Annotated in this window: 10 protein-coding genes; 5 read left to right on the top strand and 5 right to left on the bottom strand. The window is 71.2% G+C overall.

Going from position 1 to position 13,346, the window contains the following annotated elements; translation table 11 throughout:
* Positions 1-61 precede the first annotated feature (61 nt).
* Entirely contained in the window at positions 62-1,057 is a 996-nt protein-coding gene (locus tag ACF062_RS25415; RefSeq protein ID WP_392141499.1) for a GlxA family transcriptional regulator, read from the bottom strand.
* Positions 1,058-1,213: 156 nt separating this feature from the next.
* Positions 1,214-2,662, bottom strand: a complete 1,449-nt coding sequence (gene argG / locus ACF062_RS25420) for an argininosuccinate synthase (RefSeq protein ID WP_223778570.1) — start codon at positions 2,660-2,662, stop codon at positions 1,214-1,216.
* 270 nt (positions 2,663-2,932) lie between these two features.
* Between argG and pstS the strand changes: the two genes are divergently transcribed.
* A complete protein-coding gene (pstS, locus tag ACF062_RS25425) occupies positions 2,933-4,012 on the top strand; it encodes a phosphate ABC transporter substrate-binding protein PstS (RefSeq protein WP_392141501.1) in 1,080 nt (359 codons plus the stop codon).
* 71 nt (positions 4,013-4,083) lie between these two features.
* Here the strand turns inward: pstS and ACF062_RS25430 are convergent, their stop codons facing one another.
* A complete protein-coding gene (locus ACF062_RS25430) occupies positions 4,084-4,287 on the bottom strand; it encodes a ferredoxin (RefSeq protein ID WP_223778572.1) in 204 nt (67 codons plus the stop codon).
* Positions 4,288-4,292: 5 nt separating this feature from the next.
* Complete coding sequence (locus ACF062_RS25435) at positions 4,293-5,501, bottom strand: cytochrome P450 (protein WP_392141503.1); 1,209 nt, start codon at positions 5,499-5,501, stop codon at positions 4,293-4,295.
* Positions 5,502-5,747: 246 nt separating this feature from the next.
* On the opposite strand from ACF062_RS25435, the gene ACF062_RS25440 reads away from it, so the two are divergent.
* The 3 genes from ACF062_RS25440 (at position 5,748) to ACF062_RS25450 (ending at position 9,254) form a co-directional block, all read left to right on the top strand.
* Positions 5,748-7,220 carry a PepSY-associated TM helix domain-containing protein gene (locus tag ACF062_RS25440; RefSeq protein WP_392141505.1) on the top strand — a complete coding sequence of 491 codons (1,473 nt, stop codon included), beginning with the start codon at positions 5,748-5,750 and terminating at the stop codon, positions 7,218-7,220.
* Between the two features lie 260 nt (positions 7,221-7,480).
* Positions 7,481-7,951 (top strand): four-helix bundle copper-binding protein, encoded by a 471-nt coding sequence (locus ACF062_RS25445; RefSeq protein WP_392141507.1) that lies wholly within the window; start codon positions 7,481-7,483, stop codon positions 7,949-7,951.
* 115 nt (positions 7,952-8,066) lie between these two features.
* The gene (locus ACF062_RS25450; RefSeq protein ID WP_392141509.1) at positions 8,067-9,254 is read left to right on the top strand and encodes an acyl-CoA dehydrogenase family protein; all 1,188 of its coding nucleotides are present in this window, start codon (positions 8,067-8,069) and stop codon (positions 9,252-9,254) included.
* A gap of 44 nt (positions 9,255-9,298) precedes the next feature.
* Here ACF062_RS25450 and ACF062_RS25455 read toward each other — a convergent pair whose 3' ends face one another.
* Positions 9,299-10,315, bottom strand: coding sequence for a metallophosphoesterase family protein (locus tag ACF062_RS25455; RefSeq protein ID WP_392141511.1), 1,017 nt, complete (start codon positions 10,313-10,315; stop codon positions 9,299-9,301).
* 409 nt (positions 10,316-10,724) lie between these two features.
* On the opposite strand from ACF062_RS25455, the gene rph reads away from it, so the two are divergent.
* Positions 10,725-13,307 carry a rifamycin-inactivating phosphotransferase gene (rph, locus tag ACF062_RS25460; protein ID WP_392141513.1) on the top strand — a complete coding sequence of 861 codons (2,583 nt, stop codon included), beginning with the start codon at positions 10,725-10,727 and terminating at the stop codon, positions 13,305-13,307.
* The last annotated feature ends 39 nt before the right edge of the window (positions 13,308-13,346 follow it).

The raw sequence follows: 13,346 nt of genomic DNA on the forward strand, positions 1-13,346 counted from the left end.
GTATGCCTTTCATGTTTTTTCATGGGGAAACGGCGGGTTTTTCACAGGAGGGTCGGGAAGGTCAGGTCGTGCGGAGGCGGAAGCGGCGGCGGTAGGCGGCCGGGGTACTCGCGAGCTGCCGGCGGAACGCGCGGTGCAGGGTCTCCACCGATCCGAGCCCGGCACCGGCCGCGACCTGCTCCAGAGAGCAGTCGGTGCTCTCCAGGAGCCGACGGGCCGCCTCCACTCGGGCGGCCTCGACGTACTCGGCCGGGCTCGTACCCGTCTCCTGTTTGAAGACCCGCGCGAAGTGCCGCTCGCTGAGGCACATCCGGGCCGCCAGCGCCGCCGCGGACAGGTCGTCGCCGAGGTGCTCGGCGATCCACAGCCGCAGTTCGTCGATGTCCCGGCGGTCGGATGCGGGCCGGCTGAGGGGCACGGAGAACTGGCTCTGCCCGCCCTGGCGTTTGAGGAACATCACCAGCTGCCGCGCCACCGCCAGGGCGACGTCCTCGCCCTGGTCCTCGGCCACCAGCGCGAGCGCGAGATCCAGGCACGCGCTGATCCCGGCGCCGGTCCACAGCCGGCCACGGTCGGTGCGCACGAAGATGGGGTCCGGGTCGACCGTGACGGCGGGGTGGTCCGCGGCGAGCTGGGCGGCGGTCGACCAGTGGGTGGTCGCCGTCTTCCCGTCCAGGAGCCCGGCCGCGGCGAGCAGATGGGCGCCCACGCAGACCGACGCGACACGCCGGGCCCGTGGGGCGGTCTCCTTCAGCCACTCCACGACGTCGCCGTCGATGCGGGCGACGGGCCCGCCGTCGGTCATGTCGACGGCGCCGGGCACCAGCAGCGTGTCCACCGGCTCTTCGGCCATCTCCTCGAAGGAGACGTCGGTGAGCAGCCGCACACCGGCCGACGTACGCACCGCGCCGGCGACCGGCCCGGCGAGGCGGACCTGGTATCCGGCGCGGCCCCGGGTCTCCCGGCCGGCCAGCGCGAAGACCTCGGCGGGGCCGGTCACGTCGAGCAGATCGACATCGGGGAAGACCGCGATGACGACGCGGTGTGCAGTGGGCATGAGGCAATCCTCACGGCCGCATCGGACGACCGCAATGACGATTCCCTGTCACATCCGGACACGGGCCGCACCCCGCCCCACCCGCACGACAGCGGGCCCGGCGGAAGGCATTCCGCCGGGCCCACTTCAGGTGCGCGAGGCACCGACGAACCGGTGTCAGTCGGTGCCGGACTCCATCGCGGCGCGGTCCAGCATCGACTCTTCCTCCGTGGTCTCACCGCGCGAGGCGATCGCCTGGGCGCCGCCCGCGTCCATGGCACCGATCAGACCCGTCGAAGCCGCCTGCGCGGCGCCGATGGGCGTCGGGTGGACCGTGCCGACGAGGCCGAGCTCCACGTACTGTTCGAGCCGCGAGCGCGAGTCGGCGATGTCGAGGTTGCGCATGGTGAGCTGGCCGATCCGGTCCACCGGGCCGAACGCCGAGTCCTCGGTCCGCTCCATCGAGAGCTTGTCCGGGTGGTAACTGAGCGCCGGGCCCCGGGTGTCGAGGACCGAGTAGTCCTCGCCGCGCCGCAGCCGCAGCGTCACCTCGCCGGTGATCGCCGCGCCGACCCAGCGCTGGAGCGACTCGCGCACCATCAGCGCCTGCGGGTCGAGCCACCGGCCTTCGTAGAGGAGCCGGCCGAGCCGCCGGCCCTCGTTGTGGTACGCGGCCACGGTGTCCTCGTTGTGGATCGCGTTGACCAGGCGTTCGTAGGTGATGTGCAGGAGCGCCATGCCGGGCGCCTCGTAGATGCCGCGGCTCTTGGCCTCGATCACCCGGTTCTCGATCTGGTCGGACATGCCAAGGCCGTGCCGGCCGCCGATCGCGTTGGCCTCCATGACGAGGTCGACCGGGGAGGAGAACTCCTTGCCGTTGATCGTCACGGGACGGCCCTGGTCGAAGCCGACCGTCACGTCCTCGGTGTCGATCTCCACCGCCGGGTCCCAGAACCGCACGCCCATGATGGGGTCGACGGTCTCGATGCCGGTGTCGAGGTGCTCGAGGGTCTTCGCCTCGTGGGTGGCGCCCCAGATGTTGGCGTCCGTCGAGTACGCCTTCTCCGTCGAGTCCCGGTAGGGGAGCCCGTGGGCGAGCAGCCACTCGGACATCTCCTTGCGGCCGCCGAGCTCCGTGACGAAGTCCGCGTCCAGCCAGGGCTTGTAGATCCGCAGGTGCGGGTTGGCGAGGAGGCCGTAGCGGTAGAACCGCTCGATGTCGTTGCCCTTGAACGTGGAGCCGTCGCCCCAGATCTGCACGCCGTCCTCGAGCATCGCCCGCACCAGGAGGGTGCCGGTCACGGCACGCCCCAGCGGCGTGGTGTTGAAGTACGGACGGCCGCCCGACTTGATGTGGAACGCGCCGCAGGCCAGCGCCGCGAGCCCTTCCTCGACCAGCGCGGCACGGCAGTCGACGAGACGGGTGATCTCGGCGCCGTACGCGGAGGCGCGGCCGGGCACGGACGCGATGTCGGGCTCGTCGTACTGGCCGATGTCGGCGGTGTACGTGCACGGAACGGCGCCCTTGTCGCGCATCCAGGCGACGGCGACAGAGGTGTCGAGACCGCCGGAGAAGGCAATGCCGACGCGCTCGCCGGTGGGGAGGGAGGTGAGGACCTTGGACATAGGAAGAGTATGCATGATGATGCATGACCATGCAAACTGCTCCTCGCGCGCGTCCTCCGGCCGGTCACCGTATGCCGCCGGGCGGCTACCTCTTGATCTCCGTACGGCAGCACGTCGTCCGCTGTTCGCCTCAAGGTCACCCGCCGTCGTCGCCGAGCGACGATCATCTGAGGTCCGATCGCGGTATCCGAGGGGTCAACGTTGCAACGCCCACGTCCAGGACGTACGTATCAAGGCAGTAGAACGCTCGCGGCGGGCTCCCTGGCGGCCGTGCTGTCGCTGGCCCTGGCGGGATGCGGGTTCGCGGGCCTCGGGGAGGGGGACGGGGACGACCCCGCCTCCGCCGCGCCCGCCGCCCTCGCGGGGATCGACTGCGCGAAGAGCGGCAAGGTCCCCGGCACCGGATCGAGCGCCCAGCAGAACGCGATGAAGTACTGGATCAAGCAGTACGAACGCGCCTGCCCCGGCGTGCGGATCGCGTACAACCCGATCGGTTCCGGGGCCGGCGGCGCCCAGTTCCTGCGGGGCGCCACCGCTTTCGGCGGCTCCGACGGCGCGTTGAAGCCCGATGAGGTCGCCTTGTCCAAGAGCGTCTGCCGGGGTGGCCGGGCCATCGACCTGCCCATGGTCGGCGGACCCATCGCGATCGGGTACGACCTGCCCGGCGTCGACGACCTGGTCCTCGACGCCGCGACCCTCGCCAAGATCTTCGACCGGCGGATCACCTCCTGGGACGACCCGGAGATCCAGCGCCTCAACCCCGGCGCCGAACTGCCCTCCATGCCGGTCCGTCCCGTCCACCGCTCCGATGACTCGGGCACCACGCAGAACTTCCAGGCGTACCTCGCGGGCGCGGCCCCCGAGGTCTGGCAGCACCCGGTGGGCAAGGCCTGGCAGGGCAGGGGCGGCGCGTCCGCGAGCGGGTCCAGCGGTGTCGCCTCGCAGGTCACCTCCGGCTTCGGCGCGATCGGCTACCTCGAACTGTCCTTCGCGCGGGGCCGGCACATAAAGACCGTCAGCATCGACACGGGCGCGTCGGCCCCGGTCGAGCCGACGCCCGCGACGGCCTCCGCCGGCATCGCGGCGGCGCGAGTCGTGGGCCGGGGCAAGGACATGACGCTGAAGTTCCGCTACGGCGCATCGACGCCGGGCGCGTACCCGATCGTCCAGGTCACCTACGAGATCGTGTGCGACAAGGGGAACCAGAAGGCGACCCTGCCCGCCCTGAAGTCGTTCCTGACCTACACCGCGAGCAAGGCGGGCCAGAAGCCGCTGTCCCGCCTGAACTACGCACCGCTGCCGGAATCCGTCGCCGGCCAGGTGCGCGAGGTGATCCGCACGCTGTCCTGACCGGCGCCGGACGCCCCCCGGCCCGTCGTCCGCCGCCGTCCCCTGCGCGGCGGCGGGCGACGTCTCGCCCTCTAGCGGTTTTCGGCCACCGTGACCGCCCCGGACGGGCACAGCTCGGCGGCTTCTCTGGCGGCCTCGCGCCGCTCACGCGGTCCCGGTGCGGCGTCGAGGAGCAGCACCCTGCCGTCCTCGGCGTCCTGGTCGAAGACTTCGGGGGCGGTCAGCGCGCACATGCCGGCGCTCAGACAGCGTTCGCGGTCGACTCGGAGCTCCACCGTGCCTACGCCTCCTTCCAGGTGACGGGCAGTTCGTGCACCCCGAAGATGTTCATGCCGGTCCGCAGCGGAATGTCCTCGGGTGCGGCGGCGAGCCGCAACGTCGGGAAACGGGTGACCAGCGCGGGCAGCGCCACCCGCAGTTCGATGCGGGCCAGTTGCTGCCCGAGGCACTGGTGGATGCCGTGGCCAAACCCCAGGTGGCCGGTGGCCTTGCGGCGCACGTCGAGGGTGTCCGGGGCGGGGAAGCGGGCCGGGTCGCGGTTGGCCGCCTCCATGGAGACGACGACCGTCTCACCCGCCCTGACCAGCCGGCCGGCCACCTCGACGTCCTCCAGCGCCGTCCGTGCCCCCGTCTGCGCGATGGTGAGATACCGCATCAGCTCCTCGACGGCCGACTCGGCGAGCCCCGGATCGTCCCGCAGGGCGGCGAACTGGTCCGGGTGGCTCAGCAGCGCGAAGGTGCCGTACGCGATCATGTTGGCGGTGGTGTCCAGGCCCGCGCCCAGCAGGAAGTTGCCGATCCCGGCGAGCTCCTCGTCGCTGAGGTCGGTGCCGGTGAGGTCGCCGAGCAGGTCGTCGGTGGGCTCGGCCCGCTTGGCGAGGACCAGCTGGTGCAGATACTCCTGGCCGGCCGTCATGGCGGCCAGCAGCTCCGCCTCGCCGGTGCCCTGCGTCATGAGGATCTCGGTCTGCCGCCGGAAGAACTCCCGGTCGGCGTACGGGACTCCGAGCAGCTCACAGATCATCAGCGTCGGGATCGGCTGCGCGTACGCCTTCACCAGGTCGAGCGTCGGCCCGTGGCGTTCCATGGCGTCGAGGTGGTCGGCGCTGATCTGCTCGACGCGTTCGGTGAGCAGCCGCATGCGGCGCACGGTGAACTTGCCGGTGAGCAGCCGCCGGTAGCGGGTGTGTTCGGGGGCGTCGAGTCCGGTGAGGTCGCCGACCGGCGCGGGCCCGAGCTGCCCCGACAACTCGGACTCGTAGGGCAGGTGCATGAGTTCGTAACGCGAGCTGAAGCGAGGGTCGGCCAGGACCGAGCGGACCACGGAGTGGCTGGTGGCCAGCCACCCGAGGTGCCCGTCGGGGAAGTGGAGCCGGGCGAGCGGCTGTTCCGCCCGCAGCCGCGCCAACTCCTCGGGCGGATCGAAGGGGCAGCCCTCCCGGCGGGTGGTGGGCAGGCGTAACAGGGTGTTCGACGGATCGTGCCGCATGGCGGTTCCTCCGGTGCGGGAAGCGTTGTGATGCCAGCATGGCACATGGGTGACGCCAGTGCGAGCCATTGTGGCTCAGCGTGGCGTCACGTGGCTTCTCCGCTGCTGGCCAGGTGGTCGGAGTCCCCTGGGCGGCCGTGGCGCAGGTCACAGCAGGCGGTGGGAACTCGGCCGTGGCGCGGACCGACTCCTCAACCGGTCCGGTCGCAGCCGGGCCGCGGTCCATCGATCCTGGGAGCACGCCTCATGCCCGCCGAACCAACCGTCCTCGCCGAAGACGACGGACGGCAGCCAGCCGAGCCTTCGAAGCCGCCCCACGCCTCGGAGGCCCGGCCCGCCATCAAGCGGTCCGGCTGGGCGTCGCTGCGTCCGCTGGTCCTGCGGCTGCACTTCTACGCCGGGCTGCTCATCGCGCCGTTCCTCCTGGTCGCGGCCGTGACGGGCCTTCTGTACGCGGGCTCGTACCAAGTCGAGAAGTACGTGTACGCCGATGAACTCCGCGTGCCGGTAGCGGCAGGCAAGAGCGAACTGCCCCTGAGTCGGCAGGTGGCCGCGGCCCGCGAGGCGCACCCGGAGGGGACGGTCAGCGCGATCCGGCCCGCGCCGGAGGAGGGCGCCACCACACGGGTCCTGCTGTCCGAGGTGCCGGGCGTCGACCCCGACCGCGCGCTCGCCGTCTTCGTGAACCCGTACACGGCGGAGGTGCGCGGTGCCCTGGAGCAGTACGGCGCGTCCGGCGCGCTGCCGCTGCGCACCTGGATCGACGGACTCCACCGCGATCTGCACCTCGGCGAGCCCGGCCGCCTCTACAGCGAGCTCGCGGCCAGCTGGCTCTGGGTGATCGCGGGCGGCGGCCTCGTCCTGTGGTTCGGGCGCCGCAGGTCGCAGCGGAAGCGGCGGAACACGACGGGCCGGGGCCGCACGCTGTCCCTGCACGGCGCGGTGGGAGTCTGGACGGCCGTCGGGCTGTTCTTCCTCTCCGCGACGGGGCTGACCTGGTCGACGTACGCCGGCCAGAGCGTCGCCGACCTGCGGGAGGTCCTCGGCCAGACCACGCCCGCGGTGACGGCGAGCGTGGAACCGGGAGCGGACGGCGCGGGCGAGCACTCCGAGCACGGCGGCGCGAGCGGTCCGGGTGCCTCGGCGGGCGCCGGGAGCGGGCGGGAGGCGGCCGACGTGGGTCTCGACGAGGTCCTGAAGTCCGCGCGCGGCCAAGGGCTTTCGGACCCGGTGGAGATCGTCCCGCCCGCCGACGCGGCGTCGGCGTACGTCGTCAAGCAGGTCCAGCGCAGCTGGCCCGAGAAGCAGGACTCGGTCGCGGTGGACCCGGCGAACGGGGAGGTGACCGAAGTCCTGCGCTTCGCCGACTACCCCGTGCTGGCGAAGCTGACGCGCTGGGGCATCGACGCGCACGCCGGTTCGCTGTTCGGCGTCGCCAACCAGATCGCGCTCGCCGCGCTCGCCCTCGGCCTGATCCTGCTGATCGTATGGGGCTACCGCATGTGGTGGCAGCGCGGCCGGGGGACCTCCTTCGGCCGGCCCATGGCACGCGGCGCCTGGCGGGACGTACCGGCGTACCTCCTGGTCCCGCTGATGGTCGCGGTCGCGGTCCTCGGTTACTTCGTGCCGCTGCTGGGCATTCCGCTGGCGGTGTTCCTCGCCGTGGACGTCGTGTTGGGGGAGGTCGCGTACCGGCGGGGGAGGCGTACGTACGCCTGAGGGTGCCGGGTTGCCCGGTTCCGCCGCAATGAGGTTCCGCTTCATGGGTGTGACCGGCTCCGTAGCGGGCACTCGAAAGGTGGGCCCCGCCGTGTCTCCCCCGTCGCGGCGGGGCTCCCTCATGCCGCGGGCCGAGGGGACGGGTGGACGGGTGGACGTCCGCGTCCGGAACGACCTGGCGAACGGGCCGACGAACGGCTTGGCGCGGGTTTGACCCGCAGGGCCCCGGCTACTCGTGCGGGGTCGAAGGGAGAGGTCCCGTGACAGGCACGACATCCTCGCCGGCCTCGCCGCAGGCCGCGCACCCCGCCCCCGGACCCGACTCCGCGCCGACGATACAACCCCGGGCTCTCGTGCCCGCGGGCGAGCCGCGGGAGCTCGGCCGCCACGAACTGGTCCGGTATCTGGAGGACCGCTTCGCCTGCGCGCAGGCCTGCGACGACTGCGTACGCGCGTGTGCGCGGCGACACGGCCCGCCAGGACCGGGCGACGCGCCCCGTCTCGACACCGCCTGCGCCGACGTGTGCGACGCGACCGCGCGGCTCCTCGCCGACCAGATCGACCAGGACGAGCAGGACGAGCAACGGGTCCGTGTGCAGGTCGAATGGTGCCGCGCCATCTGTCTCCAGTGCGCCGCCCTCTGCGATCCCCTCCCCGGCTCGGCCGCCTGCGCGGAGGCGTGCCGACGCTGCGCGAAGGCCTGTGACGCCTTCCTCACGACCCTGGGCTGACTCGGCGGGTGCCCTGCCGGCCCGGGTCACCGGCATTCCCTATTTCTGGAACGCGTTCTACTGTGTGCGCCGTCAAGTCCGGGGCCGAGCGAGCCAGTCAGAGCCTGGAGGGGCCGTGCACCTCGAATACACGCCTGAGCAGCAGCAGTTGCGCACCGAGCTGCGTGCGTACTTCGCCGAACTGGTGCCGGACCACATGCACGCGCGCTACGCCGACCCCGCCGCCCAGAAGCGGTTCTACCGCGAGACCGTCCGACGCCTGGGCACGGACGGCTGGCTCGGCGTCGGCTGGCCCGAGGAGTACGGCGGGCGGGGGCTCTCGCCCATGGAGCAGTTCATCTTCTTCGACGAGGCCGCGCAGGCCGGCGTCCCCCTGCCCCTCATGGCCCTGAACACCGTCGGCCCCACGATCATGCAGTTCGGCACGGAGGAGCAGAAGAGCTACTTCCTGCCGAAGATCCTCTCCGGGGAGCTCGACTTCGCCATCGGCTACAGCGAACCCGACGCGGGCACCGACCTCGCCGCTCTCAAGACCAGGGCGGTCAGGGAGGGCGACGAGTACGTCGTGAACGGGCAGAAGATCTGGACGACCAACGGCGACACCGCGGACTGGGTGTGGCTCGCCGTCCGCACCGCCACCCCCGAGGAAGGCGTCCCGCTCCACAAGGGCATCACGATGCTCCTGGTCCCCACCAGCGCCCCGGGTTACTCCTGCACCGTCATCAACACCCTTGCCTCGCACGACACCACCGCGAGTTACTACGAGAACATCCGCGTCCCGGTCTCCCGCCGCGTCGGCGAGGAGAACAAGGGCTGGCGCCTGATCACCAACCAGCTCAACCACGAACGCGTCACCCTCGCCGCCCACGGCACCATGGCCATCCGCGCCCTGCACGACGTCCAGCGCTGGGCCATGGAAACCAAGCTCACCGACGGCCGCCGCGTCGTCGATCTCGCCTGGGTCCGCCGGTGCCTGGCGAAGACGCACACCCGGCTCGACGCGATGAAACTCCTCAACTGGCAGATGGTGAACGCCGTCCAGGACGGCACACTCACCCCGCAGGACGCCTCCGCCGTCAAGGTCTACGGCTCCGAGGCGCGCAGGGACGCGTACGCCTGGCTCATGGAGGTCGTCGGCGCGGCGGGTGCCCTGAAGGAAGGCTCGGCGGGCGCGGTCCTCCACGGCGAACTGGAACGCGGCTACCGCTCCGCGGTCATCTTCACCTTCGGCGGCGGCAACAACGAGATCCAGCGCGAGATCATCTCCTGGATCGGCCTGGGAATGCCGAGGGTCCGCCGCTGATCCGGCGCGACGCCGGCAAGCCCCCGTCCGCGTCGGTCGCCCCCTCAGCGGGTCAGCGGCACCGTGATCTGCTTCAGCCAGGCGCGGCGGCCGAAGTCGCGGGCCTTGATGACGACCGCGTCCTTGTGCACCTCGACCTGGAGGCCCTGGTTGAAGGAGCCCTCGACGGCGACCTCGCCGCCCTTGCCGTCGTCGCGGTAACCGGTCTGGATGGCGCCGGTGTTGACCACGGTGAACCCGCTGAGGTTGGCGGTGCCGGGCACGACGCGGCGTACCACCCAGTCGGACAGGTCGAGGTCCCAGTGGGTGTGGCCGGAGAAGAGGAAGACGTCGGGGTGGCGGCCGAGCAGGCCCAGCAGGCGGTCGGCCTGGAGGTAGTCGCCCGCGTAGAGCTTGTTGCGGGTGCCGGAGACCGTGTTGGGCAGCGGGTGGTGGGTGATGACCATGACCGGCCTGCGGCGGCGCGACCAGTACCACAGGCGGTCCTCCAGCCACGTGAACTGCGCTTCGCTCAGCCAGACTTCGTCCCAGAGCCTGGCGTCGTGGTAGTGCGCGTAGCGCTCCGTGCCGAGGGTGATGACCGGGACGGAGGCGAAGGACGTCTCCGCGTGGACCGTGCCGCGCCCCGCGAACCGGTAGAAGCTGCGGAAGAGCGATTCCTCGGTGGTCCCGTTGGGCCAGGTCTCTTGGGCGAGCGTGTCGGGGTCGCGCCACTTCGGTACGTAGAACTCGTGGTTGCCGATCGCCCAGGCGGTGTCGCGGGGCCGGGCGTGGCGCCGGAGTTCGGCGCCGACCTGCGCGTACTCGAAGTCGTAGCCGCGCGGCGTGATGTCGCCCGCCACGGCGAGTCCCGCGCTGCGCGGGTTGACGGCCGCCATGTCGTCCAGGGCCCGGCCGAAGTCCCGCAGGTCGCCCTGGATGTCGCTGATGACATTGAACCGTACGACGTCCCGGCCACGGCCCCGCTCCGTGCGCCCGGTGGGAAGGGCGTGAGCCTGCGGGGCGACGGCGGCGGTCGCCAAGGCGCCGCCGCTCGTGGCGAGAAGGGTTCTGCGGTCCATGCCTGGCTCCGTGGTGGTGATGAAAGGTGCGGGGTGTGCCGTCCGCGAACCTCACGGGAGCGAGTGCCTTCCCTGCCACGCTGGAGGGACGTATGCGTGTAGGGATCATGAACACATGGGATGCGGGGCGCGTACGCGAACCCGAGCGGGGTGCCCAGCGCTTCTACCCCCACCGGCCATTCCAGTGAACGGCAGGAAATGACAAAGGCAAGGAGGACTCTCTCTCCTTGCCACTCTCAACTTATAGCGCACCGGGGGGCTTGCGGCAAGGCCCCGGTCGTGCCGCAGAATCAGCGGCCAAAGCCACGACCTGCGGGAATGAGGACACGACGTGCCTAGTGCAGTGCCAGGGCAAGGGCGAGGGAACACGGAAGCCGGCCCCGGAGGTGTCGCGACGAGTGAGCCGTACGTGGTGGGTCTCCGGGACCGGGAGATCGACGAGACGAGCGTCGCGCTGGTCGGCGGCAAGGGCGCGCACTTGGGCGGGTTGTCGCGGATCGAGGGCATCCACGTGCCGGACGGCTTCTGCGTGACGACGGACGCCTTCCGGCGGACCATGGCGCACGTGCCGTCGCTCGACGAACGGCTCGACCGGTTGTCGCGCCTCGACCTGGACGACCAGGAAGCGATCCGCAAGCTCAGCGCGGAGATCCGCCGGATCATCGAAGGGTCTCCGGTCCCGGACGATCTGGCGGCGGCCGTCACCCGCGCCCTCGCCCGGCTCGGCGAGCAAGAGGCCTACGCCGTACGGTCCAGCGCGACGGCGGAGGACCTGCCGACGGCCTCCTTCGCCGGCCAGCAGGACACCTACCTGAACGTCGTGGGGCCGACGGAGATCCTGCGGCACATCAGCCGGTGCTGGGCCTCGCTGTTCACCGAGCGGGCCGTCACCTACCGCCGGCGCAACGGCATCGACCACCGCGCGGTCCACATGGCCGTGGTCGTGCAGCGGATGGTCTTCCCGCGGGCGGCGGGCATCCTGTTCACGGCCGACCCCGTCACGGGTGACCGCACGGCCGCCACCGTGGACGCCGGTTTCGGCCTGGGCGAGGCCATGGTCTCCGGCCTGGTCAACCCGGACGTCTACAAGGTGCGGCACGGCGAAGTCGTCGCCAGGACGATCGCCGCCAAACACCGTGCCCTACACGCCGTGGCGACCGGCGGTACGCGGGAAGTGGCCGTCGACGCGCGGCAACAGGAGCAGCCGGCGCTGACGGACGAGCAGGTCGTGGAACTCGTACGGCTCGGACGGCGGATCGAAGCGCACTTCGGCCGCCCGCAGGACATCGAATGGTGCCTGGCCGATGACGGCTTCCGCATCGTCCAGAGCCGGCCGATCACGACGCTGTTCCCCATTCCCGAGGCCGATGACCAGGAGAACCACGTCTACGTCTCCGTCGGTCACCAGCAGATGATGACCGACCCCATGAAGCCCCTGGGGCTCTCCATGTGGCAGCTGACGGCCATGGTGCCGATGCACGCCGCCGGCGGCAGGCTGTTCGTCGACGTCACCCGGCGCCTGGCCTCACCCGCGAGCCGCGACGCCCTGCTGGATGCCGTGGGGAGAGGCGATCCGCTGATCAGGGACGCGCTGGAGACCGTCCTCGACCGCGCGGACTTCATCCCGTCCCTCCCGGACGAGGGTCCCGGCCCTACTGGTGGCGCCCCCGCCCCCGTCGCCACCGATCCGGCCATCGTCACCGGGCTGATCGAGCGCAGCCGGACCTCCGTCGCCGCCCTGGAGCGCGACATCCGTACCAAGACGGGACCGGCGCTCTTCGAATCTCTGCTGGAGGCCTTCGAGGAGCACAAGCGCGTCCTCGGCGATCCGCTGAACATGCGGGTGATCATGGCCGGGATGGACGCCACCTGGTGGCTCAACGACAAGCTGCGGGAGTGGCTCGGGGAGAAGAACGCGGCCGACACGCTCACGCTGTCCGCCCCCGGCAACGTCACGTCGGAGATGGGCCTCGCCCTGCTCGATGTCGCGGATGTGGTCCGTCCGCATCCGGAAGTGGTGGCCTTCCTGCAAGGGGTCGAGAACGACGGCTTCCTGGACGAACTGGCGAAGCTTCCGGGCGGGAGCGAGGCACGCGACGCCATCGAGGCCTACCTCGACCGGTACGGCATGCGCTGCGTCGGCGAGATCGACATCACGAGGCCGCGGTGGCGCGAGCACCCCTCGGCGCTCGTACCCGTGATCCTCGACAACGTCAGGAACTTCGAGCCCGGCGCCGCCCGGCGGCGCTTCGAGCAAGGGCGTCAGGCGGCCCTGAAGAAGGAGGAGGACGTCCTGGCCCGCTTGCGGACACTGCCGGACGGGGAGCGGAAGGCCGCCGAGACCAAGGCGATGATCGACCGGGTCCGGACCTTCATCGGCTACCGCGAGTACCCGAAGTACGACATCGTCAGCCGCTCCTTCGTCTACAAGCAGGCCCTGCTGGCGGAGGCCGGGCGCCTCGTGCGGGACGGCGTGCTCGCCGAGAAGGAGGACGCCTTCTACCTGACGTTCCAGGAGTTGCACGACGTCGTGCGCTCGGGGCAGGCGGACGGAAGGCTCATCCAGGAACGCAAGGAGGCCTTCCGCTCGTACCAGGCGCTCACACCGCCCCGGGTGCTCACATCGGACGGCGAGGGCGTCTGCGGGGCGTACCGGCGCGCGGACGTGCCGGCCGGGGCCCTGGTCGGCCTGCCCGTCTCCGTCGGGACCATCGAGGGCAGGGCCCGCGTCGTCCTCGACATGGCGGACGCCGATCTGGAGGCGGGCGACATCCTGGTCACGGCCTTCACCGACCCCAGCTGGTCGCCCCTGTTCGTCGCCATCAAGGGCCTGGTGACGGAGGTCGGCGGTCCGATGACCCATGGCGCGGTGATCGCCCGCGAGTACGGCTTGCCGGCTGTCGTGGGGGTGGAGCAAGCCACCCGGCTGATCAGGGACGGACAGCGGATCCGGGTGCACGGGACGGACGGGTACGTCGAACTCCTGTCCTGAGTATCCTGCCCTCGACCGCAGGCGGCGGCGTACGGTGCG

It is taken from the genome of Streptomyces sp. NPDC015345 (assembly GCF_043078805.1).
Taxonomy (GTDB): Bacteria; Actinomycetota; Actinomycetes; order Streptomycetales; family Streptomycetaceae; genus Streptomyces.

Bases quoted from the DNA above. Each gene is read 5' to 3' on its own strand.
- ACF062_RS25415 (WP_392141499.1), bottom strand. From the start codon at position 1,057: ATGCCCACTGCACACCGCGTCGTCATCGCGGTCTTCCCCGATGTCGAT.
- argG (WP_223778570.1), bottom strand. From the start codon at position 2,662: ATGTCCAAGGTCCTCACCTCCCTCCCCACCGGCGAGCGCGTCGGCATT.
- ACF062_RS25435 (WP_392141503.1), bottom strand. From the start codon at position 5,501: ATGCGGCACGATCCGTCGAACACCCTGTTACGCCTGCCCACCACCCGC.
- ACF062_RS25440 (WP_392141505.1), top strand. From the start codon at position 5,748: ATGCCCGCCGAACCAACCGTCCTCGCCGAAGACGACGGACGGCAGCCA.
- ACF062_RS25455 (WP_392141511.1), bottom strand. From the start codon at position 10,315: ATGGACCGCAGAACCCTTCTCGCCACGAGCGGCGGCGCCTTGGCGACC.